This is a genomic window from Nocardioides luteus (genome assembly GCF_015752315.1).
Lineage (GTDB): Bacteria > Actinomycetota > Actinomycetes > Propionibacteriales > Nocardioidaceae > Nocardioides.
In genome coordinates, this window is record NZ_JADOVJ010000001.1 from 4,656,462 (window position 1) to 4,683,145 (window position 26,684).

Sequence of the window (26,684 nt, forward strand, 5' to 3'; positions counted from 1 at the left end):
GCGCCTCAGCCTTCGTATGACTGGATTTCCAGTCATACGACCGGCATGGCGGTCATACGCTCTCATGGCCTCATCGAGGGAGTGGCGGGGGGTATCGGAAACGACTACCCTCTACGATCCTCGCTGAACCGTTCTCGAGGGAGTGAGATGTCCGACCCCACCGGAAGCACCGCTCAACAACAACCGAAACCCACCGAACTCGCCAACGCGGCGGCCGAGGAGGCCCGCCGGCGGCGGCTCGGGCTGCCTCCGATGCCGCGACGGCGGCGCGACCGGACCCGGCCCGTACGTCTGGTGCTGCTCTGGCTCATGAGCGTCGGGGTGCTCGTGGCGGTGGCCTTCCTCGGGACGTCGGCGTGGGCCTACTTCACCGGTGAGATCGGTCCGATGCGCGGTGATGAGAAGGCGGTGGCGCGCACACTCAGCCTCGCCGGCGACACCCCGTCGTGGGCGGACCCGGCGCAGATCCGGTGCGCCGCGGAAGCGGTCGTCAAGGACGAGGGCAGCGCCGGGCTCGCCACCGCCGGAGTGGTCACCAAGACCGGCAACGGCTTCAGCTACACCGGCGAGTGGCCCTCCGCGCTGGGCGCGCAGTGGTACGCGGAGCTGCTCGACTGCGCCGACGGCGGCGCCAACAGCTGGAGCAGGCAGGTCGCGGAGGCCTGGACGCTCGAGGACCCGAGGTGCCTGCGCGAGGTCGGCCGCCCGGCGATCGCCGGCGTCCTCGCGGTCACCAACCTGCGGCTCAGCGACGAGGACCTCGCCGCCAAGAACGTCGCCGCGATCACCGACCTGGACAGCTGCTACGCCCGCACCCCGGAGACGCCGACCGGAGCCGCGTCCGCGGGCTACCGCGAGGTCACGCTGAAGGTCACCGCACCGGCGGTCACCTCCGGCGTCGCCTCCATCGACGACGGCGCCGCGCAGCCGACCGCCGGCGAGGACCCGGAGCTCACCTACACCCTGCCGGTCGCCAAGGGCGGCACCGAGGCCTGCGTGGAGGCGACCACCAAGGTGACGTACGCCTGGGGCACGGTCCGCACCGGCGAGCCGGCCAAGATCTGCGGCAAGGCGCAGGCCGCCACGATCCAGTGGCGCCCCTACAAGCACGCCTGCCCCAAGAACATGCCCAGGTGCGCCTACATGGCGGCGTACATCGAGGGGCTGGCGGACAACCAGAGCCTGACCGTCACCTACCGGATGTCGGGCGATTTCAAGTGCCCGCGCAAGAAGCCCAGCTGCAGCGCCACGGTCAAGGCCGACGACGCGGGCAAGGCACGAGCGCCCGGCATCCTGGTCACCGGCAAGAAGGGCAAGGTCGTGGCCAGCGCGGGCAGCCTGAAGACGACCTACCCCGGCTGAAGCGGAGCCCGAAACCATAGGCACAGCTGAGGGGAAAGGTACGGCTCGTAGGCTGGTGGCCGTGCCCTCCGACCTGACCTTCGGCGCGACCCGCGGCCCCAGCCCCGACCCGGCTCTGCGTCCGCCGGCCCTGCCCCGCAAGCGCCGCCGGACCCTCGTCGACCTCCCCGGCGGGACGTACGCCGCCGGCGACTCCTTCGGCGAGGGATACCAGGCCGACGGCGAGGGCCCGGTGCACCAGGTCGAGCTGCCCGGCTTCCGGCTCGACGCGACCGCGGTGACCAACGAGGAGTTCGCCCGGTTCGTGAAGGCGACCGGTCACGTCACCACGGCCGAGCGGGAGGGCTTCTCCGCCGTCTTCCACCTGGCCTTCGAGGGCGACCCCCGCGACGTGCTGGGCCGCTCCCCCGAGGCGCCCTGGTGGCTCGGCGTGCGTGGCGCCTCCTGGCGCACCCCCGAGGGCCCCGGCTCCAACGTCGGCCGCCGCGGCAACCACCCCGTCGTCCACGTCTCCCACGACGACGCGCTCGCCTACTGCGACTGGGCCGGGACGAGGCTGCCGACCGAGGCCGAGTGGGAGTACGCCGCCCGGGGCGGCCGCGCCGGCTCGAGGTTCCCGTGGGGCGACGACCTGGAACAGGACGGCACCCATCACGCCAACGTCTGGCAGGGAGTCTTCCCCGACACCAACACCGCGGACGACGGGTTCGTCACCACCGCGCCGGTGCGGACGTACGACCCCAACGGGTTCGGCCTGTTCCAGATGATCGGCAACGTCTGGGAGTGGTGTGCGGACTGGTTCTCGCCGACCTACTACAACGACCTCGTCGAAGCCGGGCAGCCCAGCGACCCGCGTGGCCCCGCCGAGGGCCTGACCCGGGTGATGCGCGGCGGCTCCTACCTCTGCCACGACTCCTACTGCCACCGCTACCGGCTCTCGGCGCGCTCCAGCAGCCCGCCCGACTCGACCGCCGGCAACCTCGGGTTCCGCTGCGCGGCCGATGCTCCCGACGCGGCCGATCAGTCGGCCGGGTAGAACTCCTTGGGGCAGGTGTCGCCGGCGCAGTCGGCGTACTTCTTGCTCAGCGAGCGCAGCTCCGTCAGCTCGTCGGCGTACTCGGGGAGCAGCGCGAGCGAACGGATCTGGTAGGGGTCCTCGGCCAGGTCGTAGAGCTCTTCGCTGCCGTCGGAGAAGCGGGCGTAGGTCCAGTCGCCGAAGCGGATCCCGGAGTAGATCTGCTTGTGACCGTCGTTGACCCGCCACGCGGAGAGCGGGATCACCCGGTTCTGAGCGGGCGCGGTGAGCCAGGGCATGAAGTTGACGCCGTCCTGGATCCGGCCCGGCTCGGCGCCGGCGATGGCCATGACCGTGGTGGCGATGTCGGGGTTGCCGACGCCGGTGGCCAGGCTGCGCCCGACCGGGATGCCCGGCCCCCGCAGGATCAGCGGGATCCGCTGCGTCTCGCGGTAGTGCATCAGCTTGCCGTTGATGTTGTGGCCGCCGGTCGTGTAGCCGTTGTCGGAGGAGAAGATGATGATGGTGTTGTCGAGCTGGCCGGTCGCCTGCAGACGGAGTACGTGGCTGGCGACCGCCCGGTCGAGCGCCTGGACGGCCTCGACCCGCTGCTCGTGCGCGATCCGCAGCTCGGCGCGACCCTCCGCGTCGAAGAACTTGCGCGAGGCCGAGATCCGCGGCGCGTCGGTCGGCGTACGGAACATGTAGGGCAGGTCCGGCAGCTCGAGACCGTCGAAGGAGTGCTTGTCCTCGGCCGCCGGCCTGGTCGTGCTGGTGCCCTCGGGGTCGTCCGGCTCACCGGGGCCGCCATGGTGCGGCGCCACGTAGTTGAGCCACATGTACCACGGCTTCTCGGCGCGCTCCGGGGCGGAGATCATCTCGTTGGCCTGGTCCCGCATCACGTACGTCGTGTAGCGGTGGTAGGTCGTGAACTTGCCGTTGTGGTTGATCCGCGGCCGGATGAAGTTGTAGGTCGACATGTCGGTCGTCGCCCGCCAGTCGGTCCACCCGGGAGGCACGTCCTTGGCCGTGCCGCGGAGGCCGTAGCCGTTGAGGTACTTGCCGGCGAAGAGCGTGTCGTAGCCGGCGTCCTGCAACGCCTCGGGCAGCGTGCCGATGTGGTTCATCGCCTCGTAGCCACCGCGTTCGCCGTTGATGGTCACGGTGTGGTGGTTCTGGCTGTACTGCCCCGTCAGCAGCGACGCCCGGGCCGGGACGCAGATCGGCGTGGGCGCGATCGCCTCGGTCATCGAGGTGCCCTGCTCGGCCAGGAGGCTGCGGGTGTGGGGCATGAACTCGAGATCCTCGTAGGCGAGGTCGTCCGCCGTGATCATCAAGATGTTGGGCTTGGTCGAGTAGGGCGCCCACTCGGGCGTCTTCGTCGGTGTCGACGGCACCACGCCCTCCTCGGGAGCGATGCCGACGCGGGCGAAGGCGTTCCCTGCCAGCGTCCCCAACGACCCCAGCGGACCGGTCGAGTCGGGCATCACACCGAGCGCGATCGAGGAGCCCGCGAGCACGGCAACGGCCGCCACCGCCAATCGGGCGCGAGGCGCCATCTACTCTGCTCCCTCGGTCGTTCCCCGCGTCGTCTGTTTCCGTCCGGTTCCACTCCATACCGGACCGGGTTAACGTTACCGAAGGGGGCCTCGATGACCCCAATGCCCGGCCGATGAGGAGACCCAGGTGAGCGAATCGCGCGAGAACTACGGCGACTACAGCGTCGACGACGAGGACCAGATCACCGGCGAGGACGCACTCTCCGGGGACGTCCTCGAGGGTGAGGTGCGCGACGAGCTCGACCACGGCATCGTCACCGCTGACCACTACTCCACCGACTACGGCAACACGCCGTGGGAGGAGGAGCACCGCGAGTGCATCGACCAGCGTCAGCACCAGGAGATCCCCGAGCCGGATCCCTACGCGGTCGAGTACGACGACGCCGAGGAGGCCGACGACCCCGACGGCCGCGAGGTCGGCAACAAACGAGCGGGCCGGCTGGTCGACCCCGACCAGGGTGGCGGCGAGGACACCGACTCCGAGGTCTACGGGATCGACGCCGGCATCGACGGCGCCGGGGCCTCCGCCGAGGAGGCGGCGATGCACATCATCGACGACGAGGACAACGATGAGGACGACGAGGAGGACTACAGCTAGGCGGTGAGGTCTTCGACCTCCAGCACGATCTCGACCTCGAACCCCTCCGAGCTCTCCAGGTAGAGCGCGGTGTGCTCGTCGCCGCCGGCGTGCGGGTAGCGGTCGGCGTACATCTCGTGCCAGCCGTGCTCCGTCGACGCCGCCCGCATCCGGTCGAGCACCTCCCGGCTCTCGACGGTGAAGGCGATGTGGTTCACGCCCGGCCTGAGCCGGTCCTGCGTGCCGTGCTGGTCCGTGGAGTGCTCCATGAAGACGTACGTCCCGTCCGGTGCCTCCCAGAAGTGACCCTTCTCCCCGGCCTCCCAGCCGAGCTCGCCGAAGAGCCAGCCCCACTCGCCCGAGGCGGTCTCGAAGTCGTCGACCCAGAGGTCCCAGTGGTGGATCGCCCGCATGCCTGCCTCCAAGCCTTCGATCTGGTCCGGACTAGCCCACGATCGCGACGTTCTTGACCTCGATGTCGTGTGCCTCTTCACCGTAGTTGTGCACGGCGGTGGCCATGGTCTCCAGCACGCTCGCGGCGCGGCCGGAGGCGTCGATCATCCTGCGTGCGGCCCGGTCCGCGGCCTGCTTCGAGCCCGTCTCGGCCGCCCACCCGGCGGTGATCCGGTCGACCTCGTCCATCAGGTCGGTGAAGAAGGTGCGCAGGTCCTCGGCGGCCGTCCTCAGGGTCGTCTCGAGGTCCTCGATGCTGGCTTCCTTGACGATCAGGCTGTTGTCGCTCATCAGAGGGGCCCCAGTCGCTGCTGGAGGTCCGAGGCCTGGCTGTGGGCCTCGTGGACGATGTCGTTCTGGGTGGTGGCGTGCTGGATGTCGACGTCACGCAGTGCGGCGGCGTACTCCTGCATTAGGGTCCCCAGCCCACCGACCTTCTCGAACCAGGTCTGCAAAGACTCCACGAGGCCGCCCGCGGCGCTGCCCATCATCCCTGGGACCGAGCTCTCGATGTCGCCGGAGAGTGTGGTCAGCAGCTTCTCGAGATCGGCGATGCTGTCCTCGACGTGCGTGGCCGCAGCGGTCTGCTGCCCGAGTGTCAGTTGAATGTTCACAGGCGCCCCAGGTTGTTTCGATGTGCCGGCGAGCGTGAGGCTACATTGTCCTCCGACGTACGCGGTCCGGTACAGACTCGAAAGGCCTTGGTGGATGCCCTCCTACGACTTCGAGGTGGACCTGGAGTCCTTGGCCAAGGCGGCGCAGGGACTGGCCGAGACGGTGCAGCTGTTCAAAGACAAGGACGTCGAGGACCTGGTGCCCTCCGAGGACGCGTGCGGCTCCGACGAGGTCTGGAGCGCGGTCGAGGAGTTCAAGGACCGCTGGGAGCGCGGCATGAACAACCTCTGCGAGGACGTCGGTGAGATGTCCGGCCGGATCGGGAAGATCGCGATGAACTACATCGAGCTCAACGAGAAGGGCACGGCCGAGATGGACAAGGCCAAGTCTGCCGCCACCGACCTCACCATCACCGGCGGCGGGAAGTAGCCGGTGCCCGACTTCACCATCAAGGGCAACCCCGGCGAGATCCGTTCGCGCGGTCAGACCTGCGCCGACAAGGGCAAGTTCTTCGATCAGACCGGCGACGCCCTCACCAAGATCGACACGCAGGGGTGGATCGGCCGCGCCGCCGACAACTTCCGCGACGCGCACGACCGCGAGCCGAACCGGTGGTACGAGGCCGGCACCGGCTTCCGTGCCGCCGGCAACGCTCTGATCGACTACGCCTCCGCGCTGGAGGTCGCCCAGCGGAACGCGGCCACTGCCAAGTCGGAGTACGAACGTGGCGAGGGTGTCACGACCCAGGCCAAGGCCGACTACGCCGACTACTCGGCGCGCTTCGACCAGGCTCGCTCCGACGCCTTGGCCGGCGGAATGACCTATCCCTACACCAAGGACCCCTTCACCGACCCCGGCGCCGAGATCCGCTCCAGGGCACTGGAGATGTTCGAGACCGCGAAAGCCGACCTGAAGGTCGCCGCTTCGCGCTGCGCCCGGGAGGTACGCGTCGGCTGCAAGGACGCGCCCGAGAAGCGCAACTGGTTCGAGTCCGGGCTCGCCTTCGTCGGCGGCATCTTCGAGGGCGCCGGCGAAGCCATCTGGGACCTCGGCAAGATGATCTACGACGTCTCGATCCTCCACGACATCATCGAGCTCGCCTCCGGTGACCTCACCCCCGAGGAGCTCGCCGCCCAGAAGTCGATGATGCTCGAGGACGCCCAAGCCCTGTGGCAGGCCCTGCAGGACGACCCGCTCGAGTTCGGCAAGCAGCTCGGCAAGGGCCTGCTCGACTGGGACACCTGGGCCGACAACCCCGCCAAGGCCATCGGTCACCTCGTCCCCGACGCCGTCGCCGCGGTCTTCTCCGGCGGCACCGCCACCGTTGCGACCCGCGGCATCAAGGGCGGCGCCGACGCACTCGACGCGCTCGGCGACATGACCAAGGGCCTGCGTGGTCTCGACAACCTCGACGGTCTCGGCGATGTCGGCAAGATCGACAACGCCATAGACGACCTCAGCGATCTGGGCAAGCTGGACAACCGGCTTCCCGAAGGTGCGTTTGACGACGCTCCTCCCCCACCCCAAGGACTGGGCCGGGCCCCGGACGACCCGGAGATCCTCCAATGGGTCGACAACATGCACGAGAAGTACCCGGAGCTCTCCAAGGAGGAGATCCACGGGGTGTGGGACTACACCACCAACAAGGGCTACGACGACATGAACGGCGCCCTCCGCAGCACCAACCCGACCCCGCCAGAGGTCCAGGCCCGCATCGACAACGCCGTAGCCGGTCTCGACCGGCTGCCCACTCACGAGGGCGTCACCTATCGAGGCACGAACCTGCCCGACTCGGTCGTCGACGAGATCGCGCGAACAGGCACCTACAGCGACAAGGCGTTCTCCAGCAGCTCGATGAACGAGAGCGTCGCTCGGGACTTCATCAAGCCTTACGGCGACAATCCGACGTACATGAAGATCGACGGTCACTCGAGCAGCGACGTGCGTCCGTTCTCGGCTGCCCAACGCGAGGCCGAGTTCCTGTTCAAGCCCGACACGAAGTTCGAGGTGCTGCGGAACGAGGTCGTCGACGAGATCGAGATCGACGGCCAGATCTTGAGGAACGTACGAATCCTAGAGCTCCGGGAGCCACGATGACCGAGTCGGACAACACCAGGTACAGCTCCGGCAAGCCGAAGCCGCAGTGGCTGATCGACTTCGAGGCGGAGTCCAGAAAGTCCGGCGACAAGGCACGCGAACAGCTGCGTGCCGAGCTCGGCGACAACGTCGCCAAGGGCAAGGAGTGGCCCGCGCCGGCCCGCGGAACCTTCGAGATCCACCTGTTCGACGGCGCGTGGGTGCGGCTGTGGCATGAGCCGCACTCGATGGCCGGACGGATCAAGGGACTGCGCCGGGTCGCCGACGGTGGCTCCTTGGCCCTGTTGATGGACTTCGGCAACCGAGGCCTTCACGCCGCCCGCCCTGCCGACGGCTCGGCGTGGACCAACGACATCACGGCAGACGCGATCGCGACCGGCGCCCCGCAGACCGAGATCACCGTGTGGCTCGGTTTCGAGGATGCCGACGTCATCCCGCCCCCGGGCAACCTTCAGGTCGAGACCTGGACGATGCGCACCGCGCCCCGTGTGGAGGCCCTGTGAATCCCGAAGCCTTCCTCAAGACACTCGAGAAGCTGCCGCCGTTCCAGGGCGTCGTGTTCCGCGGCTGCCCGGCCGATGCCGAGTTTGTCCGCGACGGCCAGGTGACCGTGACCACCGGCTTCACCGCGACCACCCGCCGCCCGGACCTGGTCGCGAGCAGTGGGACGGTCTACGCCATCTACACGACCACCGCGCGCGAGATCTCCGCGTTCTCCGCGCAGAAGGACGAGTACGAGACGGTCGTCCTACCGGGCACCGCTCTCGCACTTGCCGAGACCCGGCGGCTCGCAGGCCTCGACGTACGCCTGGTCGTCGAGTTCACCCCCGGCCAGCAGATCCCACCCGAGACGGTCGAGTCCATCGCCACCACCGTCGAATCCTGGCTCGCCGACCTCACCCCGTCACCCGACCCGCGCCCCCGCTTCATCGGCGACATCGTCTGAGCGCGCTCGACTTGTGTATCCCTGTAACTGAGCAGCTGCCGTGCGTACATCTGGAATCTACTTCGACTACGGAGGACACGAGTTCAAGCAGTTCTTCGCTGGTGACAACTGGGTATGCGCCGCCATCTCCCGTCCGGACGAGAGCCGCTTTCCTGATGCCCTCGAGTTCGGCGAGACGAGGGGCCAACACTGGGTGAAACTGCCGAAGGCCACGATCGAAGATCGACGCAAGATGACTGTCCACGCCACCTGGCGTGGAGCTGCAGTCACCGTCGATGCCCACGTCACCGAGTCGGAGGTTGTCCTGGGTTATGTCGGGCCTCCTCAGCGCGCAACCGACCTCGGTATGGATGGCGACCAGTACATGGGCTGGACGGTCATCGCTCCAGCCGACGAGCTCGAGAACTTGTCGATTGACATCAGAAGGCTTTGAGAGGGCTCCCGAACCGATGGGCATTTTGATCGAGGGCACGAAGATCTTCGAGGACGAACAGTCGGTCGCGTACGCATTCGACTGGCCTGGAGGCGAGCGATCTGGCGAAGTGCGGATCACCAAGACCGAAGTCGAAGCGGGTCTTCCTGCTGCTGGATCCGACCTGGAGCCAGCGGCGGCGAAAATCCTCTTGCGGGCGTGCAAGGATGCAAGAGCCACAGGAGTGTGGCCAGACAAAGTCATCTACGCTTCTTAGATCGCTATGAGATGAGACAACCCGGATATTTCGCCCAGTACCACGGCATGGTGCATCGGGTGCCGTTTGTCGGCGCTGGTGAATGGGTAGCGATCACATCCCCCGTCGAACCCGATGAGATCGCCACCGCCTATCCAGACGCGTTGGAGATCGGGGTCGGGCGAGACGACGTCCCTTGGCTGAAACTTCCGAGGTCGAGCTTGGAGCGCTACTTCATCGTTCGCGTCGATGCCACGTGGCACGGTGAACCGGTCTGGATCCAGGGAGTCGGCGAGAACGGCCTCGTCGGGATCGGCTACCTCGGATCAAGCGAATTCGGTCGGAAGCATGGACTCGTCGGGCAGGAACGGGAGGGATACTTCGGCGAAGTTCCTGAAGTGGAGCTTCGCGACATCAAGGTGACCGAAAAGGATTTGCTGTAGTAGCGCAGCAAACCTGCCGCCAGCGTTACGGGCGCCTGTGATCAACCGCGACGATGTCGCTCGAGGAACTCGTTCGCAAACACGCACAGCACCATGTGAGGATCGGGGCGTGAGTGACCTGAACACCTTCATCGCCGGGCTGCCGAAGGCAGAGCTGCACGTCCACCACGTCGGGTCGGCTTCGCCGCGGATCGTCGCGGAGCTGGCGGCGCGGCATCCGGGGGCGGTGCCGGCGGACGTGGAGCTCCTGAAGGACTACTTCACCTTCAGCGACTTCGCGCACTTCATCGAGGTCTACCTCTCGGTCGTGGACCTGGTCCGGACGCCGGAGGACATCCGCTACCTGACCTACGAGATCGCGCGCGACCTGGCGCAGAAACAGCAGGTGCGTTACGCCGAGCTGACCTGCACCCCCTACACCTCCGTACGCCCGGATCTGGCCGTGCGTGAGCCGGGAACAGGGCACAGCGGGATGGCGATCGAGGCCTACACCGAGGCGCTCGAGGACGCCCGGGTGGCGGCGGAGCGCGACTTCGGGATCACGCTGCGCTGGATCTACGACATCCCGGGCGAGGCGGGGATCCCGGCGGCCGACGCGACGCTGGCGTACGCCGTCGACCACGGGCCCGAGGCGCTCATCGGATTCGGGCTCGGTGGGCCGGAGGTGGGTGTTCCCCGACCGCAGTTCGAGCAACATTTCGACGCGGCTCGGGCCGCGGGTCTCCGCTCGCTGCCGCACGCCGGGGAGACCACCGGGCCGCAGACGATCTGGGACGCCCTGAACGTACTGAAGGCCGAGCGGATCGGCCACGGCACCTCGGCGGCCCAGGACCCGGCCCTGCTCGCCCACCTGGCCGAGCACCGGATCCCGCTCGAGGTCTGCCCGTCGTCCAACGTCGCCACCGGTGCGGTCGCCTCGCTCGAGGAGCACCCGCTGAAGACGTTCGTCGATGCCGGAGTGCCGGTCACGATCAACTCCGACGACCCGCCGATGTTCGCGACGACCCTCAACCAGGAGTACGAGATCGCGACCGACCTCCTCGGCCTCGACCCGACCGGCATCGCGGCCCTCGCCCGGGCCGCGGTCGACGTCTCCTACGCACCCGACGACGTCAAGGCCCGGCTGCGCGGCGAGATCGACACCTACGCCGCCGGCACCGATTAACGCTTGACGCGTTCGGGCGAGGGCGATCTGCTGGTCGCCATGGAGCAGATGCTGGCGGTCAACGGGATCGAGCTGTGCACGGAGACGTTCGGTTCGCCGACCGACCCGCCGATCCTGCTGATCGGCGGGAAGTCCGCCTCGATGGACTACTGGGAGGACGACTTCTGCGCGGCCCTGGCGGCCGGCGGCAGGTACGTCATCCGCTACGACCACCGCGACACCGGCCGCTCGACGACCTGGCCGGCGGGCAAGCCGGGTTACACCTGGCGTGACATGGTCGCCGACGTACCGGGTCTTCTCGACGCCCTCGACCTCGACCGCGCTCACCTGTTCGGGATCTCGATGGGCGGCGCGCTCGCCCAGTGCGCCGCCGTGCTCTATCCCGAGCGGGTCGCCACCATGGTGCTCAACCAGACCACGTCCGCGTTCGAGGGGGTCGAGCTGCCGCCGATCGGTGAGGCGATGGCCGACTTCTTCGCGGCGGCTGCCGAGCGGCCGATGCCCGACATGGACGACCACGACGCGCTGGTCGCCATGTTGGTCGAGGACCAGCGCGCCTTCATCCCGAAGCGCTTCGACGAGCAGCGGATGCGGGCGGTGTGCGAGAAGGCCGTGAAGCGTACGCCGGACATGCGGCCCACCTTCGAGAACCACGACGCCGCCCCCGAGGGCGAGCGCATTGAGGGAGCGCTCGCCGACATCACCGCGCCCACACTGGTCATCCACGGCACGGCCGACCCTCTGATGCCGGTCGGCCACGGCGAGATCTTGGCCCGAGAGATCCCCGGTGCCACGCTGCTCACCCTCGACGACGTCGGCCACGAGCCGCCGCCTCCCTACACCTGGGAGACGGCCGTCCCGGCGATCCTCGACCACACCGCCTAGAGCTACTCGATCTTGCCGAGCACGTCTCCGATCGCGACCGAGCCACCCACGTCGGTGCCGCGGGAGAGCACGCCCGCACGATGCGCGGTGACCCGGGTCTCCATCTTCATGGCGTCGAGGACCGCGACGTCCTGGCCCTCGGTGACCTTCTCGCCGTCGGCGACGAGCCATTCGACGAGTACGCCGGGGACGGGCGCCTCGAGCACCGACGGGTCGGCGGCTGCGGCTCCGCCGTCCACCGGAGCGGCCCCGCCCGCGGCGAGACCGCGCAGCAGGTCGTCGGGAAGCCCCAGCATCACCCGGCGACCGTCGATCTCGATCGGCACCCGCCGGAGCGGCTGCTCGGGCGCCCGCTCGGGTCGCCGCTGCGCCTCGAGGCGCGGCATCAGCGTGGTCTCGATCCACTGGGTGTGCACCGCGAACCCGTCGGTCGAGAACGCCGGGTCCTCGAGCAGCACGCGATCGAACGGGATGACCGTCGCGACGCCCTCGACCGAGAGCTCGCGGAGCGCGCGGCGGGCGCGTACGAGGGCGGTGTCGCGGTCGGGCGCGTGCACGATCAGCTTGGCGATCAGCGAGTCGAAGGCGCTCTGCACCGTGTCGCCCGCCTCGATCCCGGCGTCCCAGCGCACCCCGGGGCCCGCGGGGACCCGCAGGCCCGTCACGACGCCCGGGCTCGGCAGGAAACCGCGACCCGGGTCCTCGGCGTTGATCCGCAGCTCGATCGCATGCCCGGAGGGCTCGGGCGTGGACGAGAAGGAGAGGCCCTCGCCGGCGGCGATCCGGAGCTGCTCGGCGACGAGGTCGACCCCGGTGACCGCCTCGGTGATCGGGTGCTCGACCTGGAGCCGGGTGTTCACCTCGAGGAACGAGATCACCCCGTCGGCCCCCATCAGGAACTCGACCGTGCCCGCACCGCGGTAGGAGACCGCCGCGCAGATGTCGCGCGCGGCGTCGTGGATGCGGCGGCGCTGCTCGTCCGTCAGCCCCGGCGCGGGTGCCTCCTCGACGAGCTTCTGGTTGCGTCGCTGGAGCGAGCAGTCCCGGTCGCCGACGACGACGACATGACCGTTGCCGTCGCCCAGCACCTGCGCCTCGATGTGCCGCGGACGCTCGAGGAACCGCTCGACGAAGCACTCCCCCCGGCCGAACGCGGCCAGCGCCTCACGCGAGGCGGACTCGAAGGCATCGGCGACGTCCTCGAGCTCGCGGGCCACCTTCAGACCGCGGCCACCTCCACCGAAGGCGGCCTTGATGGCGATGGGGAGACCGTGCTCGCGGGCGAACGCGACCGCCTCGTCGGCCGACTCCAGCGGCCGGTCGGTGCCCGCCACCAGCGGCGCACCCACGCTCTGCGCGATCCGGCGCGCGGTGATCTTGTCGCCCAGCTTGTCGATGCTCTCCGGGCTCGGGCCGATCCAGGTCAGGCCGGCCGCCTCGACGGCGCGCGCGAACTCGGCGCTCTCCGACAGGAACCCGTAGCCGGGATGCACCGCGTCGGCCCCGGAGGCCTGCGCCGCGGCCATCAGCCACTCGATGCTGAGATAGGAGTCGGCGGCGGTGGAGCCGCCCAGGACGTACGCCTCGTCGGCGAGCCGCACGTGCAGCGCGTCGGCATCCTGGTCGGCGTAGACGGCGACCGACACCAGGCCGGCCTCGGCGACCGCCCGCACGACGCGGACGGCGATCTCTCCCCTGTTGGCGATGAGCACCCTGCGCATGTCAGTCTCCTCGGATCTCGGCCGCCGGCGCCTCTGGCGCGACGGGTCGGAAGCGGATGCGGACCCCGGGCGGCAGCTGCCCGGCCAGGTCCAGGTCGCGGTCGATGACCGCGCCGATGATCGGATAGCCGCCGGTGAGCGGGTGGTCCGGAAGGAACAGCACGGGCTGCCCGTCGGGCGGCACCTGGATCGCGCCGGTCACCGCCCCCTCGCTCGGCAGCTCGCCGGACACGGCGCGCTCGAGCGGGACGGCTCCTTCGAGACGTACGCCGACGCGGTCGGAGCGTGGCGTGACGTTCCACTCCTGCTCGACGAGGGTGCGTACGCCGGCCTGGGTGAACCAGTCCTCGCGCGGGCCGAGCACGATCCGCAGCACGACGGTCTCATCGGGTGCGGGCAGCTGGTCACCGGGAGCGGCACCGGGTTCCACCGCGTACGGCGCTGCCGCGGGACCTCGCAGCGGGACGACGTCGCCCGCCCGCAGGGGGCGCCCGCCGAGGTCGCCGGGACCGAGGCCGGCGAGGGTGTCGCTGGAGAGACTGCCGAGCGCGGGCGGAAGATCCAAGCCACCTCGTACGGCGATCACGGCACGCAGGCCGGCGGTCACCGCGCCGAGACGCAGCTCCTCGCCGTCCTCGAGCGCGGTGGCGGCGCCGTGCTCGACCGGCAGCGGGGGGCCGTCGCTGCGTACGATCGTCGTCTCGGCGGCCGCGCCGGCCACCGCGACGACCGCGGGTCCGGTGAAGCGCAGGACCGCGCCGCCACCGGCGAGCTCGAAACCAGCCGCTGCCGGAGCGTTCCCGACGGCTCGGTTCGCGGCTCGGAGGGCACGGCGGTCGGCGGTCCCCGACGCCGAGACGCCGAGCGCGGCATGGCCGGGGCGGCCGAGGTCCTCGATCACCAGCTGGAGGCCGGGGCGTACGACCTCGACGGCGAAAGGGTGGGCCGCAGCGTCGGCGGGCGCGGCCGGCGCGGCGACCGAGACGGACTCACGCTCGACCTGCTCGAACCGCACGGTCATCCCGGGCGCGAGCAGCGCGGGCGGGTCCCGGTGGAGGTCCCACATCGGCGCGTCCGTACGCCCGATCAGCTGCCAGCCGCCCGGGCTCTCCCGCGGGTAGACGCCGGAGAACGTCCCCGCGAGCCCGACCGAACCGGCCGGGATCCGGGTGCGCGGCGAGGAGCGGCGCGGTACGTCGAAGAGCGGGTCGTCGCCGACGAGATAGCCGAAGCCCGGGGCGTAGCCGGTGAAGGCCACCCGCCACGTCGCGGCCGTGTGGCGCGCGACGACCTCCTCGGCACTGACCCCGAGCAGCTCGGCGACCTCGTCGAGATCCTGCCCGTCGTAGCGCACGCCGATCGTCACCGAGCCCGCGGTCGGAAGGCCGCCGTGGACGGCCTCGACGTGGGACAGCTCCTTGGCGAGCGTCGCCTCGTCGACCAGCGTGGGGTCGAACCGGACGAGGACCGTCCGGGCCGCGGGCACCAGCTCGACGACGCCGGTCGGAGGTGCGGCCACGAGGGCGGCGTGCAGCCGCATCGCGCCCTCGAGGTCCTCCTCCTCGACCAGCAGCGCCTGGTCCGATGCGATGAGAACGCGCCTCACGCCAGATACTCCGCATCCCGTACGTCGGTGATGAACATGTGGCCGGGCGCGTGGGTGAGCGCGAACGGCGGGCGCGAGGCCATAATCGCCGCCTGTGGCGTGACCCCGCAGGCCCAGAAGACCGGCACCTCGCCGTCCCGCACCTCGGGCGGGTCGCCGAACTCGGGAGCGGCCAGGTCGGCGATGCCGAGCGAGGCCGGGTCACCGACATGCACGGGCGCACCGTGCACCGCCGGGTAGCGCCCGGAGATGCGTACGGCGTCCGCGACCCGGTCGGCGGGGATCGGGCGCATCGAGACCACCATGTCACCGCTCAGGCGCCCGGCCGGTGCGCACGCGCGCGAGGTGCGGTACATCGGCACGTTGCGGCCGAGCTCCTGGTGACGGATCGGGATCCCGGCATCGGCCAGGCCCGCCTCGAAGGTGAAGCTGCAGCCGATCAGGAACGAGACCAGGTCGGGGTGCTCCTCCCACGCCGCGCCGGCGTCGGTGACCTCCTCGGTCAGCTCGCCCTCACGCCAGATCCGGTACGCCGGGATGTCGGTGCGCAGGTCGGAGCCGGGCGCCAGGGACGACTCGTAGGCCCCCGGGTCGAGGACCTCGAGCACCGGGCAGGGCTTCGGATTGCGCTGCGCGAAGAGCAGCACCTCGAAGGCCCAGTCGGCCGGCACGGAGATGAGGTTCGCCTGCACCAGGCCGTGGGCGACGCCGCTCGTCGGGGCGACCTCGCCCGCCCGGTAGGAGGCGCGCGCCGCGCGGGCCTCCTTCAGCTGGGTGGCGCTGGCGGTCATGCAGACGCTCCGGCGAAGGGCGCGATGACCATGCCCTCGGCCTCGAACAGCTCCCGGATGGCTGCGGCCATCCGGATGGCGCCGTCGCTGTCACCGTGCACGCAGATCGAGTCGGCGCGTACGGCCACGTCGGTGCCGTCGATCGCCTCCACGACACCTTCGCGGGCGAGCCGCAGCATGCGGGCGGCGACCGCCTCGGCGTCGTGCAGGACCGCACCCGGCTCGGCGCGCGAGACCAGCTCGCCGCCGGGCGTGTAGGCGCGGTCGGCGAAGGCCTCGGCGGCCGTCGCGAGCCCGGCCTTCTCGGCCACGTCGAGGACGACGCCGCCGGCGAGCCCGAGCAGCACGAGAGCCGGGTCGATCGCCTTGACCGCAGCCACCACGCTCCGTGCCTGGCGCTCGTCGCGGGCGATCGTGTTGTAGAGCGCGCCGTGCGGCTTCACGTAGCGGACCGCGCCGCCGACCGCCGTGGTCAGGCTGATCAGCGCGCCGAGCTGGTACTCGACGTGCGCCTGCAGCGTCGCGGACTCGATGTCCATGGCCCGACGCCCGAAGTTCTCGTAGTCGCGGTATCCCGGGTGCGCGCCGATCGTGACGCCGTTGGCGACGGCGTCGGCGAGCGTCGTACGGATCCCTTCGGGGGTGCCCGCGTGGAAGCCGCAGGCGACGTTGGCGCTCGAGACGATCCCCAGCATGGCCGCGTCGTCGGCGACCACCCGGTCGGGCGAGTTCTCGCCGAGGTCGGAGTTCAGGTCGATGGTTGCCTTGGTGTTCACGGTGCTCACGCTCCAATGCCGATGAAGGCGAAGATCGGGCCGATCGAGACGATGCCCATGTACCAGCTGAGCAGGGTCGCGAGCGTCCCCAGGGCCAGCAGCCACACCGGGTAGCGGTAGCCGTGCAGGACGTCGCGCTGACGGAACCAGCCGACGTACATGAAGATCGTCATGCCGATCGGGAGGATCAGACCGTTGAAGCCGCCGACGAAGACCAGGATAGCCGCGGGCGCCGCACCGATCAGCAGGTAGAGGACGAGGGAGACCACGATGAAGGCGACCGTCGCGACCTGCAGTCGCCACCCGGTCCCCAGCTTCTTCGAGAACGTCGAGATGAACGTGGCCGAGGTGTAGGCAGCACCGATGACCGAGGTGATCGCCGCGGCCCAGAAGATCGCACCGAAGATGCGGATGCCCGCGTCGCCGAGCACGGCTCCGAAGGCCTGACCCGCCGGGTTGGCCGCCTGGCTCGAGAAGTCGAGGGTGACGCCCGAGGCCACGACACCGAGGATCGCCAGGAAGAGTACGTAGCGCATGATCCCGGTGACGAGGATGCCGCTCATCGAGGCCCGGTGCACGGCCGGCACGTGCTCGGGGCCGGTGAGGCCGGAGTCGAGGTAGCGGTGGGCGCCGGCGTAGGTGATGTAGCCGCCGACGGTGCCGCCCACGATCGTGGTGATGGTCGCGAAGTTGAGGGTGTCGGGCACGAAGGTCTGCCGCAGCGCGTCGCCGACAGGAGGCTGGGACGCGATCGCGACGAACAGGGTCAGCCCGATCATCAGCAGGCCGAGCGCGAGCACCACCATGTCGACGACGCGGCCGGCCCGCTTGTACATGAAGATGCCGATCGCGAGCAGCGCCGAGAGCAGGCCGCCCACCTTCGGGTCGATGCCCAGCAGGGCGTTGAGACCCAGGCCGGCACCCGCGATGTTGCCGATGTTGAAGGCCAGGCCGCCGATCACGATCAGCGTCGCGAGCACGTGCCCGGAGAACGGCACGGCCTCGTTGGCCAGGTCTCCGGCCCGCTTACCGGCGACGGTGATCATCCGCCACACGTTCATCTGCAGCGCGAAGTCGATCAGGATCGAGGCCAGGATCGCGAACGCGAACGCCGCACCGAGCTGGGCGGTGAAGGTCGCGGTCTGGGTGATGAAGCCGGGGCCGATGGCCGAGGTGGCCATCAGGAAGATGGCGCCGAGGATCGGTCCTCGGCGAGAGCGGGCGAAGCTCTTCGCACGCTCGGCGCTGGTCGTGTCAGTCATGGGGGACTCCTGCCATCAACGGGCTGTGTGGTCGGGACCACATTCTTTGTGTAGTACAGGATGGCACTGATTGTTCAACAATGATAGCCGGGTCCGTTAAATTCATGTTGCGATTGTCCGCGGATGCGATTCCCCTAGGATGCGGTCATGCCCGATGTCGAGGACACCCTGACGAACGCCCTGCGCCGGCGGATCATCGACGGCGAGTTCGCGCCCGGCACCCGGCTGTCGGAGATCTCCCTCGCCGAGAAGCTCGGCGTCTCGCGCAACACGCTCCGTGAGGCGTTCCGCGTGCTTGCGGAGCAGGGCCTCATCGAGCACGTGCCTCACCGCGGGGTCTCGGTCGCCTCACCCGGCGTGGCGGACGTCGTCGACATCTACCGCGCGCGCCGCTACGTCGAGCCCGCTGCACTGGCCGCGGGCTCCCCGCTGCACCCCGCGGTGACCGCGATGCGCGAGGCCGTGGAACTGGGCGAGACCAGCCTCGAAGCACGCGACTGGCGCACCGTCGGCACCGCCAACATGGCGTTCCACGACGCCATCGTCGCCCTCGCTGACAGCCCGCGCCTGGAGCGGCTCTTCCGTGACATCGCCGCCGAGCTCCGGCTCGCGTTCCTCGAGATCGACAATCCCGAGGCCCTGCACGCCCCCTTCGTCACCCGCAACCGCGCCCTGCTCGAGACCTTCCTCGAGCAGGGCGGGCCCGCGGCCGCGGCCGAGCTGCAGGACTACCTCGTGCTGTCCGAGCGCACCGTCCTGGGTGCCTTCACCCGCCTGCGCCGTTAGGACACCTCGTGGTTGAGGGGTAGTCCGTCTATCTCAGGCGGTGACCAGGCCGCGCAGCCGCTCGTCGCGGGGCCAGGCACCGGCCCAGACGAGGACGGCGGTGGCGATGGCGAAGACGGTGTTGAAGGCGGGCTGCCCGAAGACCAGGTTCACGGTGACCGCGCCGCCGAGGTAGGCGGTGATCAGGACCGTCCCCATGGCCCGGGTGGCCGGCACGTGGTACGCGACCAGCGACAGGCCCAGGACGACGCCGCAGACCACCGGGAACCAGCCCGGCGCGCCGATCTTGTCGTTGAAGTCCATGACCGGCTCGACCCGCAGCAGGTGCGTCACGATGTCGAAGCCGAGGAACAGGGTGACCAGGACGGTGATGACCCAGCCGGCTCGTTGTGCGTTGGTGCTCATCTCGATCTCCTCGGAGGTGGGTGGTGATGCTCTTACCCATCCGTCGAGCGTGCACCGGCGATCTCGACATCGCCTCTCGCGATTTCTCTACGGTCATTTCTTCAGGGCTGCTGCGGCGACCTTCAGATCGGCGACCAGACCGTCGTACGTCGCCTGCCGCTCGTCCTCCGCCCGGAGCACGGCCGAGGGGTGGGTCGTCGCGAGGACCCAGGGGTCGAGGGTCGCCGTGGTGATCTCCTCGGGCCAGTCGAGGAGGTGACCGCGGGCCTCGCCGACGCGGAAGGACGAGCCGAACAGTGCCTTGCCGGCGGTGCCGCCGAGCAGGACGACGCCGGTGGGACGTACCAGGTCCAGCTCCGCGGCCAGCCACGGCGCACAGGCCCCGACCTGCTTGCTGGTGGGCGACTGGTGGATGCGGCGCTTGCCCGAGAGGCGGTGGCGGAAGTGCTTGACCACGTTCGTCGTGTACGTCGCCTCCGGATCGATCCCCGCGTCCGCGAGCGCCTCGTGGAGGATGCCGCCGGCGGGGCCGACGAAGGGCTCGCCCTCGCGGTCCTCCCGGTCGCCGGGCTGCTCTCCGAGCAGCATCAACGGGGCGGGCGTGGGGCCTTCGCCCATCACGCCCTGGGTGGCGTCACGATAGAGCTCGCAGCCACGGCAGTCCTGGACGGCGCTGCGCAGCTCGGCCAGCGTCGGTGACTCCGGCACCCACTCCGCGGCGCTCACGGGACCAGCGGGTCGTGTCCGACGTTCATCAGCCGGTGGCGCCAGTGCTCATCGCCCGCGGTCGGCTCCCACTGGCCGGTGTCCCCGCCGCGTAGGTCGGTGACCTTGTCGACGACGCGCCGCATCACCTCCACGTCGTCCGGAGTCACATCGGCCCGACGCTTGCCGAGGATGTCGGCCACCCGGTGACCGAGCTCGCTGCCGGCCCGGTCCGGTTCGGTCTCGGTCGTCTCTCCTGCGCCCTGCACGGCGAGCCACTGCCGCAGGTCGCGCGAGGTCATGTTCACCGCGCGGTGGAAGTTCTCCCAGAGCCTGTCGTCGACGATCGTCTCGGCCATGTCGTGCCTCCTACCTGATCGACTGCTCCGATCCGGTACCCAGCGCAGCGGCCGAACACACGGGGCGTCACCCCAGGAGAGCCTGGGCCTCCGGAGAGTCGTAGAAGCTCGACAGCCGGCGACGGATCAGCTGCTCGAGGACGCCGGCCTCGGCGAGCGCCTCGATCACCGGCGGCCCGAAGCGGAGAGCCTCCTCGATCAGGTCGTCGCGACCCAGGCCCCACTCCTCCAGGAGCCGGTCGAGGGTGAAGCTCCCGTAGGTGTCGAAGAAGAAGTCGACCCCCGTGTCCACCAGGGCCTGCAGATACTCCGAGTCCCGGACGTCGAGCCAGACCTGATAGCCCCCGACGAAGAGCGCGACCAGCTGCTCGTCGTCGACCAGGTCGGCGATCTCGCGCACCGGGCGGGTGGCGAGCGCGTCCCAGACCTCCAGCAGCGCGTCGTGCACCTCCTCGTCGGTGACCGAGCTGGCCGCGGTGTCGGAGAGGTAGCCGAGCAGCGCCCCGGCTCCCCGCTCGGCGAGCTCGCGGGCGCTCTGGTCGACGGCCGCACCGACCGGGGTGCCCTTGACCGTGTCCGCCATCCGGCCGGCGACGCGTTCGGCGATCGAGAAGCCGAAGGCACCTCCCGGCAGGTTGTCGGCGAGTCGGCGGCCGGTGTCGACGGCACCCCGGGCCGTGCCGCGCACCAAGGTGCCGACGCCAGCCTGGATCCCGGAGTTCTCGGCCAGGCTGCGCAGGACCTGCTGGCGCAGCGTACGCATCTCGACGAGGGCCTCGACCAGCTCCGCGATCCGCGGCCGGCTGACCACCTCGCCCAGCAGGGTGTCGTTGGCGGGGTGCGCCCTCAGTCTCGTCGCGATCGCCCCGGCGACCTCCGGGATCGCACCCGGGAGCCGGAAGGTGCTGACGTACTTCAGCGCGACCTCCTTGATCAGGTCGCGCGGCATCACCTGGTCGAGCGTCAGGTCGCTGGCAGCGCGCAGCGCGAAGTCGATCTCGCCGGTGACGAGATCGAGGAAGCGTACGCCGCGGATCGCCGCCATCTCGTGGGCGACATGGGCGTCGAGGAGTCGTCGAGCGAGGTCCGGCTCAGTCATGGACGACATTGTCCACGGCCGGGACCGCTCGACGACTCATTCCCACTCGATGGTGCCCGGCGGCTTCGAGGTGATGTCGACGGTGACCCGGTTGATCTCGCTCACCTCGTTGGTGATCCGGGTGGAGATGCGCTCCATGACGTCGTAGGGCAGCCGGGCCCAGTCGGCGGTCATCGCGTCCTCGGAGGTGACCGGGCGGAGCACGACGGGGTGGCCGTAGGTGCGGCCGTCGCCCTGGACGCCGACGGAGCGGACGTCGGCGAGCAGCACGACCGGCATCTGCCAGATGTCGCGGTCGAGGCCGGCGCGGGTCATCTCCTCGCGGGCGATCGCGTCGGCCTCACGCAGGATGTCGAGCCGCTCCTTGGTGACCTCGCCGATGATGCGGATGCCCAGGCCGGGGCCGGGGAACGGCTGGCGCTGGACGATCTCGTCGGGCAGGCCGAGCTGGGAGCCGACGGCACGCACCTCGTCCTTGAAGAGCTCACGCAGCGGCTCGACCAGCTCGAACTCGAGGTCCTCGGGGAGGCCGCCGACGTTGTGGTGGGACTTGATGTTGGAGGTGCCGGCACCGCCACCGGACTCGACGACGTCGGGGTAGAGGGTGCCCTGGACGAGGAAGGCGACCTTCTCGTCGGAGTCACCGAGGATCTCGACCTCGGCGCGCTCGAAGCAGCGGATGAACTCGCGCCCGATGATCTTGCGCTTCTCCTCCGGGTCGGTGACCCCGGCGAGCGCGTCGAGGAACTCCTTCTCGGCGTCGACGATCTTCAGCTCGGCGCCGGTCGACTCCCGAAACGCCTTCTCGATCGCGACCGACTCGTTCTTCCGCATCAGGCCGTGGTCGACGTAGACACAGGTCAGCCGGTCGCCGATCGCCTTGGCGACGATGGCGGCCGCGACCGCCGAGTCGACGCCGCCGGAGAGCGCGCAGATCGCGCGGTGGTTGCCGATCTGCTCGCGGACGCGCTCGATCTGGTCCTCGGCGATGTTGCCGATGGTCCAGGTCTGGCGCGCGCCGGCGATGTCCCACAGGAAGTGCTCGAGCACCTGCTGGCCGTGCTCGGAGTGGAGCACCTCCGGGTGCCACTGCACGCCCGCCAGCTGCTTGTCGACGTTCTCGAAGGCGGCGACCGGGGTGTCCGCGGTGCTCGCGAGCACGGTGAAGCCCTCGGGCGCCTCGGAGACCGAGTCGCCGTGCGACATCCACACGTTGTGGGCCGGCGGCATGTCCCGGAGCAGGGTGCCGGGGACGCCGATGGTGACCGGCGTCCGGCCGTACTCCCGCGCGCCGTTGTCGTCGACGGTCCCGCCCAGGCCCTGAGCCATCAGCTGGAACCCGTAGCACATCCCGAAGACCGGGGTGCCCGCGGTGAACAGGCTGTTGTCGATGGCGGGGGCACCCTCGGCGTACACGCTCGACGGGCCGCCGGAGAGGATGATCGCCTTCGGGTTCTTGGCGAGCATCTCCTCGACCGGCATCGAGTGCGGCACGATCTCGGAGTAGACCTTCGCCTCACGGACGCGGCGGGCGATCAGCTGCGCATACTGCGCGCCGAAGTCCACCACGAGAACCAGATCGTGCTCTTCCGCCCCAGGAGCCTGCGTCATGCACGAATCCTAACGACGGGTCGCGCCACGAGCCGAATCAGCCTTGCTCAGGCCCGACCTGCCTCCCGCGACTCAGGTCTCGACACGCGGGTCGCGGCTTCGCAGGCTCAGCCGCGCCGCTGCTCGACCTCGTCTCGCTAGCCAGCTCGCTCCTCCGTCGCGACCTGACGGCTCGCTTGAAAATGCACCAGGGCCCGGCCGGGGAGGGAGGTGGCCGGGCCCTGATTGCCCGAGGCATCACTGTCCCGGACTAAAAAGACCCGGCATGTATTAGGGAGGGAGCAATCCCGGGTCTGATCACTCCAACGACCCCTCTTAACCACGGTTACGGGTCAACTAAAAACTTCCTGCCAGAAACTTCGTGCACAGTCGGTGTCATTACGGCAACAGTCCGGTCACCGAACGTCAACGATGGGCAGCTGCAGCGCAGCCGGCGCCGTGGCCGGCACCGCGGGGGCGGCCGGCCGGACCGGCTGGATCCGCGCGTACGCGGCGCCCAGCTCCGGACGCGGGTCGGCCTGGTCCTTGTTGGGCCAGAACGCCATCGCCCGCTCGGCCTGCGCGGTGATCGTCAGCGACGGGTTCACGCCCAGGTTGGCGGAGATCGCGGAGCCGTCGACGACGTGCAGGCCCTGGTAGCCGTAGAGACGCTGGTAGGGGTCGATGACACCGGTCTCCACCGAGTCGCCGATCGTGCAGCCACCGATGAAGTGGGCGGTCATCGGCTTGTTGAACGGCTCGCCGATCGTGCCGCCCGCATACCCCGGCTTCTCCCCCGAGCTCATCACCCCGGCCATCTTCCGCACGGCGTCGAGGCCTGCGGGGATCCAGGTCGGGTTGGGCTTGCCGTGACCCTGCTTCGACGACATCCGCCACCCGAAGATCGTCCGCTTCGGGAAGGTCGTGATCGAGTTGTCGAGCGCCTGCATGACCAGCGCGATGACGGTGCGCTCGGACCAGTGCTTGAAGTCGTAGAACGTACGCAGCGACCGCCGCTGCAGCCACATCTCCTTGAGCCAGCGCTGCAACCGCCGGGGACCACCCTCGGTGAGCACCGTCTGCATCGCCGCGATCGCGTTGCTGCCGTGGCCGTAGCGGACCGGCTCGATGTGGGTGTGCTCGTCGGGGTGCCACGAGGAGGTGATCGCCACGCCCTCGGTGTAGTCGATGGCCCTGTCCGGCGCGATCGCGCCGAGGATCGACTCCGAGTTGGTGCGGGTCAGCTCGCCGAGACGATCGGAGATCTGGGGCAGGTCGCCGGTGCGCTTGAGCTTGTGGAGCAGCTTCTGGGTGCCGAGCGAGGCCGCCGAGAAGATCACCTGGTCGGCGGTGAACCGCTTCGTCCGGCCCAGCCCCAGCTTGGCCTTCGTGGAGCGGGTCTCGACGACGTACCCGGTTCCGGTCTTGGCGGGGTAGACGCGGGTCACCGTGGTCAGCGGGTGCACCTCGGCGCCGTTCTTCTCGGCCAGGTAGAGGTAGTTCTTGACCAGGGTGTTCTTCGCGTTGTGGCGACAGCCGGTCATGCACTCGCCGCAGTTCGTGCACGTGCGCCGGTCGGGGCCCTCCCCTCCGAAGTAGGGGTCCGCGACCTCCTGCCCTTCCACGTGGCCAGGGCCTCCGAAGAAGACGCCGACCGGCGCCTTGTGGAAGGTGTCACCGCGTCCGGCCTCGGCCGCGACCTTCTGCATGACCTCGTCGGCGGGGGTCAGGTGCGGGTAGAGGGTGACGCCGAGCATCCGCTTGGCCTGCTCGTAGTAGGGGGCGAGCTCGTCCTTCCAGTCGGTGATGTGGCTCCAGGAAGGGTCCTCGTAGAACGGGTCGAGCGGCTCGTAGAGCGTGTTGGCATAGACCAGCGACCCGCCGCCGACCCCGGCACCGGCCATGATCACGGCGTCCTTGACCATGTCGATGCGCTGGATGCCGTAGCAGCCGATCGCCGGCGCCCAGAGGTACTTGCGCAGGTCGAAGGAGGTGGCGGGCAGCTCGTCGTCGGCGAACCGGCGACCCGCCTCGATCACCCCGACCTTGTAGCCCTTCTCGGTCAGGCGCAGCGCACTGACCGACCCGCCGAACCCCGATCCGATGACGAGAACGTCGTAGTGACTCCCGCTCATGCCCGGCCCAGCGACTTCAGCACCCGCAGCGAGGCGGTCATGAACTTGGCGTACGCCTGGTCGCTCATCCCGAACTGCGGGGCGAAGCGCAGGACGGCCTGGGAGGCGACCGACTGGGTCTCGGTGTAGCGCAGGATGCCCTCGACACCCTGGCGACGACCCTGGCCGGACTCGCGCATACCGCCCATCGGGGCGTCGATGCTCGCGAAGGTGGCGCCGAAGGCCTCGTTGATGTTGATCGTGCCGCACTTGATCTGGCGAGCGATACGACGGGCGCGGGCGGTGTCGCGGCTGTAGATCGAGCCGTTCAGACCGTACTCGCCGTCGTTCGCACGCTCGATCGCCTCCTCCTCGCTGTGGAAGCGGTAGATCGAGACGACCGGGCCGAAGGTCTCGTTGCCGAAGCAGGTCATCTCCGGGGTGACGCCCTCGAGGATGGTCGGCTCGAAGAAGAACGGCGCCAGGTCGGGGCGGGCCTTGCCGCCCGCGAGCACGCGCGCGCCCTTGGATACGGCGTCCTCGACGTGGGCGGTCGCGGTGTCGACCTGGGCCTGCGAGATCAGGGTGCCCATGTCGTTCTCCCACCCGAGAGTGGCCCCGAGAGTCATCGCCTGGGTGCGGGCGACGAAGCGCTCCACGAACCGGTCGTAGACCTGGTCGTCGACGAAGAGCCGCTCGACGCTCACGCACAGCTGGCCGGAGTTGGAGAAGACCGCGCGGGTCGCACCCTCGGCAGCCTTCTCGATGTCGGCGTCCTTCAGGATCAGCATCGGGTTCTTGCCGCCGAGCTCGAGGCTGGCGCCGATCAGGCGCTCCGCGGCCTGCTTGGCGACGATCTTGCCGGTGTTGGTCGAGCCGGTGAAGCAGACGTAGTCGGCGCGCTGGATGATGCTGGTGCCGACCTTCGAGCCCGGTCCGGCGACCACGGTCCACAGGTTCTCCGGAAGTCCCGCCTCCTCCAGCAGCTCGGCACCGAGGAGGGCGCTGAGCATGGTCTGCGAGTCGGGCTTGATGACCACCGCGTTGCCCGCGGCGATCGCGGCCAGGCCGTCGCACAGCGCCATCGTGAACGGGTAGTTCCACGGGCTGATGATGCCGACGACGCCCTTGGGGACGTGGTTGAGCTCGACCCGGGTCAGCATCGGGATGACGCCGAGCTTGCGCTCGGTGTCGAGGATCTTGCTGCTCCGGCGGCCGTAGTAGCGGGCGGTCAGCGCGATGTGCAGCGGCTCGTCGAAGGCGTGCTTGCGGGCCTTGCCCGACTCCAGCACGATCAGGTCGAGGATCTCGTCCTGGCGGTCGAGGACGAGGTCGTGCAGCTTGATCAGGATCCGCTCGCGCTCGGCGACCGGGGTCGCGGCCCACTTCTCCTGCGCCACCCGGGCCTTGGCGAACGCCCCGGCGACGTCGTCGTCGCTCGACTGCGGGATGTGCGCCAACGGCGCCCCGTTGAGCGGACTGATGACCTCTCGGCTCTCCCCCGTCGTCGCCACGATGCGGCCGGTCAGGCGGGAGACGTAGTCAGGCTCGAGGGCCAGGGACGCCGTGGCGTCGTGCTCGGGATCGAGCGGGCCCTCGACGATCGGGCCGCCGGAAGAAGTCGGGTTCGATGCGCTCATGTACCGAGAGTATGTGACGGGCGTCTCGGAAGCCAGACAGTCGTC

The 26,684-nt window shown here is 69.6% G+C and carries 28 protein-coding genes and 1 pseudogene; 12 read left to right on the top strand and 17 right to left on the bottom strand.

The window, feature by feature from the left end; all coding sequences use genetic code 11:
• Positions 1 to 147 precede the first annotated feature (147 nt).
• Both HD557_RS22250 and HD557_RS22255 read left to right on the top strand, forming a co-directional pair.
• Positions 148 to 1,362, top strand: coding sequence for a hypothetical protein (locus HD557_RS22250; protein WP_196875494.1), 1,215 nt, complete (start codon positions 148 to 150; stop codon positions 1,360 to 1,362).
• A 61-nt stretch (positions 1,363 to 1,423) separates the two neighbouring features.
• On the top strand, positions 1,424 to 2,398 hold the full coding sequence (locus HD557_RS22255; protein WP_307785687.1) for a formylglycine-generating enzyme family protein: 975 nt from the start codon (positions 1,424 to 1,426) through the stop codon (positions 2,396 to 2,398).
• Here HD557_RS22255 and HD557_RS22260 read toward each other — a convergent pair.
• On the bottom strand, positions 2,383 to 3,936 hold the full coding sequence (locus HD557_RS22260) for a sulfatase-like hydrolase/transferase (protein ID WP_231380412.1): 1,554 nt from the start codon (positions 3,934 to 3,936) through the stop codon (positions 2,383 to 2,385). The two genes, HD557_RS22255 and HD557_RS22260, sit on opposite strands and share 16 nt — an antisense overlap.
• A gap of 127 nt (positions 3,937 to 4,063) precedes the next feature.
• Between HD557_RS22260 and HD557_RS29095 the strand changes: the two genes are divergently transcribed.
• Complete coding sequence (locus tag HD557_RS29095) at positions 4,064 to 4,534, top strand: DUF5709 domain-containing protein (RefSeq protein WP_196875495.1); 471 nt, start codon at positions 4,064 to 4,066, stop codon at positions 4,532 to 4,534.
• Here the strand turns inward: HD557_RS29095 and HD557_RS22270 are convergent.
• From HD557_RS22270 to HD557_RS22280, 3 genes are read right to left on the bottom strand one after another with little or no spacing between them, the layout of a single operon-like run.
• Positions 4,531 to 4,926: a VOC family protein gene (locus tag HD557_RS22270; protein WP_008364099.1), complete on the bottom strand. Its 396-nt coding sequence runs from the start codon at positions 4,924 to 4,926 to the stop codon at positions 4,531 to 4,533. The two genes, HD557_RS29095 and HD557_RS22270, sit on opposite strands and share 4 nt — an antisense overlap.
• Positions 4,927 to 4,957: 31 nt before the next feature.
• Positions 4,958 to 5,257, bottom strand: a complete 300-nt coding sequence (locus tag HD557_RS22275) for a hypothetical protein (RefSeq protein WP_196875496.1) — start codon at positions 5,255 to 5,257, stop codon at positions 4,958 to 4,960.
• Positions 5,257 to 5,580, bottom strand: coding sequence for a hypothetical protein (locus tag HD557_RS22280; protein ID WP_196875497.1), 324 nt, complete (start codon positions 5,578 to 5,580; stop codon positions 5,257 to 5,259). The genes HD557_RS22275 and HD557_RS22280 overlap by 1 nt, the downstream gene beginning before the upstream one ends.
• 94 nt (positions 5,581 to 5,674) lie before the next feature.
• Between HD557_RS22280 and HD557_RS22285 the strand changes: the two genes are divergently transcribed.
• From HD557_RS22285 to HD557_RS22320, 8 genes are all read left to right on the top strand, one after another.
• Positions 5,675 to 6,010 (top strand): hypothetical protein, encoded by a 336-nt coding sequence (locus tag HD557_RS22285; RefSeq protein ID WP_196875498.1) that lies wholly within the window; start codon positions 5,675 to 5,677, stop codon positions 6,008 to 6,010.
• Positions 6,011 to 6,013: 3 nt separating this feature from the next.
• Complete coding sequence (locus HD557_RS29100; protein ID WP_196875499.1) at positions 6,014 to 7,678, top strand: putative T7SS-secreted protein; 1,665 nt, start codon at positions 6,014 to 6,016, stop codon at positions 7,676 to 7,678.
• Positions 7,675 to 8,181: a hypothetical protein gene (locus tag HD557_RS22295; protein WP_196875500.1), complete on the top strand. Its 507-nt coding sequence runs from the start codon at positions 7,675 to 7,677 to the stop codon at positions 8,179 to 8,181. Before HD557_RS29100 ends, HD557_RS22295 begins: the two co-directional genes overlap by 4 nt.
• Positions 8,178 to 8,624, top strand: coding sequence for a hypothetical protein (locus HD557_RS22300; RefSeq protein ID WP_196875501.1), 447 nt, complete (start codon positions 8,178 to 8,180; stop codon positions 8,622 to 8,624). Before HD557_RS22295 ends, HD557_RS22300 begins: the two co-directional genes overlap by 4 nt.
• A 40-nt stretch (positions 8,625 to 8,664) precedes the next feature.
• Entirely contained in the window at positions 8,665 to 9,057 is a 393-nt protein-coding gene (locus HD557_RS22305; RefSeq protein WP_196875502.1) for a hypothetical protein, read from the top strand.
• Positions 9,058 to 9,324: 267 nt separating this feature from the next.
• Positions 9,325 to 9,735, top strand: coding sequence for a hypothetical protein (locus HD557_RS22310; RefSeq protein ID WP_196875503.1), 411 nt, complete (start codon positions 9,325 to 9,327; stop codon positions 9,733 to 9,735).
• Between the two features lie 109 nt (positions 9,736 to 9,844).
• A complete protein-coding gene (locus HD557_RS22315; protein ID WP_196875504.1) occupies positions 9,845 to 10,900 on the top strand; it encodes an adenosine deaminase in 1,056 nt (351 codons plus the stop codon).
• A gap of 3 nt (positions 10,901 to 10,903) precedes the next feature.
• Entirely contained in the window at positions 10,904 to 11,785 is an 882-nt protein-coding gene (locus HD557_RS22320; RefSeq protein WP_231380413.1) for an alpha/beta fold hydrolase, read from the top strand.
• A 2-nt stretch (positions 11,786 to 11,787) separates the two neighbouring features.
• Here the strand turns inward: HD557_RS22320 and HD557_RS22325 are convergent, their stop codons facing one another.
• The 6 genes and pseudogenes from HD557_RS22325 to HD557_RS22350 form a co-directional block, all read right to left on the bottom strand.
• On the bottom strand, positions 11,788 to 13,506 hold the full coding sequence (locus HD557_RS22325) for an acetyl/propionyl/methylcrotonyl-CoA carboxylase subunit alpha (protein WP_196875505.1): 1,719 nt from the start codon (positions 13,504 to 13,506) through the stop codon (positions 11,788 to 11,790).
• Position 13,507: 1 nt separating this feature from the next.
• A complete protein-coding gene (locus HD557_RS29105; protein WP_196876515.1) occupies positions 13,508 to 14,527 on the bottom strand; it encodes a 5-oxoprolinase subunit C family protein in 1,020 nt (339 codons plus the stop codon).
• A pseudogene (locus HD557_RS29110) lies at positions 14,501 to 15,112 on the bottom strand (5-oxoprolinase subunit B family protein); the annotation flags it as partial. The pseudogene HD557_RS29110 and the gene HD557_RS29105, both read right to left, overlap by 27 nt.
• Complete coding sequence (locus tag HD557_RS22340) at positions 15,109 to 15,903, bottom strand: putative hydro-lyase (RefSeq protein WP_196875506.1); 795 nt, start codon at positions 15,901 to 15,903, stop codon at positions 15,109 to 15,111. The gene HD557_RS22340 and the pseudogene HD557_RS29110, both read right to left, overlap by 4 nt.
• Positions 15,900 to 16,679 (bottom strand): LamB/YcsF family protein, encoded by a 780-nt coding sequence (locus HD557_RS22345; RefSeq protein WP_307785688.1) that lies wholly within the window; start codon positions 16,677 to 16,679, stop codon positions 15,900 to 15,902. Before HD557_RS22345 ends, HD557_RS22340 begins: the two co-directional genes overlap by 4 nt.
• Positions 16,680 to 16,684: 5 nt before the next feature.
• Positions 16,685 to 17,941: an NRAMP family divalent metal transporter gene (locus tag HD557_RS22350; protein ID WP_196875507.1), complete on the bottom strand. Its 1,257-nt coding sequence runs from the start codon at positions 17,939 to 17,941 to the stop codon at positions 16,685 to 16,687.
• A gap of 147 nt (positions 17,942 to 18,088) precedes the next feature.
• Between HD557_RS22350 and HD557_RS22355 the strand changes: the two genes are divergently transcribed.
• A complete protein-coding gene (locus HD557_RS22355; RefSeq protein WP_196875508.1) occupies positions 18,089 to 18,727 on the top strand; it encodes a GntR family transcriptional regulator in 639 nt (212 codons plus the stop codon).
• Positions 18,728 to 18,760: 33 nt separating this feature from the next.
• On the opposite strand, the gene HD557_RS22360 is transcribed toward HD557_RS22355, so the two are convergent.
• From HD557_RS22360 to HD557_RS22390, 7 genes are all read right to left on the bottom strand, one after another.
• Positions 18,761 to 19,132 (bottom strand): DoxX family protein, encoded by a 372-nt coding sequence (locus tag HD557_RS22360; RefSeq protein ID WP_008362347.1) that lies wholly within the window; start codon positions 19,130 to 19,132, stop codon positions 18,761 to 18,763.
• 93 nt (positions 19,133 to 19,225) lie between these two features.
• The gene (locus HD557_RS22365) at positions 19,226 to 19,858 is read right to left on the bottom strand and encodes a UdgX family uracil-DNA binding protein (RefSeq protein ID WP_196875509.1); all 633 of its coding nucleotides are present in this window, start codon (positions 19,856 to 19,858) and stop codon (positions 19,226 to 19,228) included.
• Positions 19,855 to 20,196, bottom strand: coding sequence for a DUF3140 domain-containing protein (locus HD557_RS22370; protein ID WP_196875510.1), 342 nt, complete (start codon positions 20,194 to 20,196; stop codon positions 19,855 to 19,857). The genes HD557_RS22365 and HD557_RS22370 overlap by 4 nt, the downstream gene beginning before the upstream one ends.
• A 67-nt stretch (positions 20,197 to 20,263) precedes the next feature.
• Entirely contained in the window at positions 20,264 to 21,295 is a 1,032-nt protein-coding gene (locus HD557_RS22375) for a hypothetical protein (protein WP_196875511.1), read from the bottom strand.
• A gap of 36 nt (positions 21,296 to 21,331) precedes the next feature.
• A complete protein-coding gene (guaA, locus tag HD557_RS22380) occupies positions 21,332 to 22,906 on the bottom strand; it encodes a glutamine-hydrolyzing GMP synthase (protein WP_196875512.1) in 1,575 nt (524 codons plus the stop codon).
• A gap of 395 nt (positions 22,907 to 23,301) precedes the next feature.
• Positions 23,302 to 25,020 (bottom strand): GMC family oxidoreductase N-terminal domain-containing protein, encoded by a 1,719-nt coding sequence (locus HD557_RS22385; protein WP_196875513.1) that lies wholly within the window; start codon positions 25,018 to 25,020, stop codon positions 23,302 to 23,304.
• Positions 25,017 to 26,639 (bottom strand): succinic semialdehyde dehydrogenase, encoded by a 1,623-nt coding sequence (locus HD557_RS22390; protein ID WP_008362353.1) that lies wholly within the window; start codon positions 26,637 to 26,639, stop codon positions 25,017 to 25,019. Before HD557_RS22390 ends, HD557_RS22385 begins: the two co-directional genes overlap by 4 nt.
• Positions 26,640 to 26,684: the final 45 nt, after the last annotated feature.

What these genes read in the sequence shown, in the direction of transcription:
- HD557_RS22250 (WP_196875494.1), top strand. Translation starts at nt 148, where the DNA reads ATGTCCGACCCCACCGGAAGCACCGCTCAACAACAACCGAAACCCACC.
- HD557_RS22260 (WP_231380412.1), bottom strand. Translation starts at nt 3,936, where the DNA reads ATGGCGCCTCGCGCCCGATTGGCGGTGGCGGCCGTTGCCGTGCTCGCG.
- HD557_RS22270 (WP_008364099.1), bottom strand. Translation starts at nt 4,926, where the DNA reads ATGCGGGCGATCCACCACTGGGACCTCTGGGTCGACGACTTCGAGACC.
- HD557_RS22275 (WP_196875496.1), bottom strand. Translation starts at nt 5,257, where the DNA reads ATGAGCGACAACAGCCTGATCGTCAAGGAAGCCAGCATCGAGGACCTC.
- HD557_RS22285 (WP_196875498.1), top strand. Translation starts at nt 5,675, where the DNA reads ATGCCCTCCTACGACTTCGAGGTGGACCTGGAGTCCTTGGCCAAGGCG.
- HD557_RS22295 (WP_196875500.1), top strand. Translation starts at nt 7,675, where the DNA reads ATGACCGAGTCGGACAACACCAGGTACAGCTCCGGCAAGCCGAAGCCG.
- HD557_RS22310 (WP_196875503.1), top strand. Translation starts at nt 9,325, where the DNA reads ATGAGACAACCCGGATATTTCGCCCAGTACCACGGCATGGTGCATCGG.
- HD557_RS22325 (WP_196875505.1), bottom strand. Translation starts at nt 13,506, where the DNA reads ATGCGCAGGGTGCTCATCGCCAACAGGGGAGAGATCGCCGTCCGCGTC.
- HD557_RS29105 (WP_196876515.1), bottom strand. Translation starts at nt 14,527, where the DNA reads ATGACCGTGCGGTTCGAGCAGGTCGAGCGTGAGTCCGTCTCGGTCGCC.
- HD557_RS22340 (WP_196875506.1), bottom strand. Translation starts at nt 15,903, where the DNA reads ATGACCGCCAGCGCCACCCAGCTGAAGGAGGCCCGCGCGGCGCGCGCC.
- HD557_RS22350 (WP_196875507.1), bottom strand. Translation starts at nt 17,941, where the DNA reads ATGACTGACACGACCAGCGCCGAGCGTGCGAAGAGCTTCGCCCGCTCT.
- HD557_RS22355 (WP_196875508.1), top strand. Translation starts at nt 18,089, where the DNA reads ATGCCCGATGTCGAGGACACCCTGACGAACGCCCTGCGCCGGCGGATC.
- HD557_RS22360 (WP_008362347.1), bottom strand. Translation starts at nt 19,132, where the DNA reads ATGAGCACCAACGCACAACGAGCCGGCTGGGTCATCACCGTCCTGGTC.
- HD557_RS22370 (WP_196875510.1), bottom strand. Translation starts at nt 20,196, where the DNA reads ATGGCCGAGACGATCGTCGACGACAGGCTCTGGGAGAACTTCCACCGC.
- HD557_RS22375 (WP_196875511.1), bottom strand. Translation starts at nt 21,295, where the DNA reads ATGACTGAGCCGGACCTCGCTCGACGACTCCTCGACGCCCATGTCGCC.
- guaA (WP_196875512.1), bottom strand. Translation starts at nt 22,906, where the DNA reads ATGACGCAGGCTCCTGGGGCGGAAGAGCACGATCTGGTTCTCGTGGTG.
- HD557_RS22385 (WP_196875513.1), bottom strand. Translation starts at nt 25,020, where the DNA reads ATGAGCGGGAGTCACTACGACGTTCTCGTCATCGGATCGGGGTTCGGC.
- HD557_RS22390 (WP_008362353.1), bottom strand. Translation starts at nt 26,639, where the DNA reads ATGAGCGCATCGAACCCGACTTCTTCCGGCGGCCCGATCGTCGAGGGC.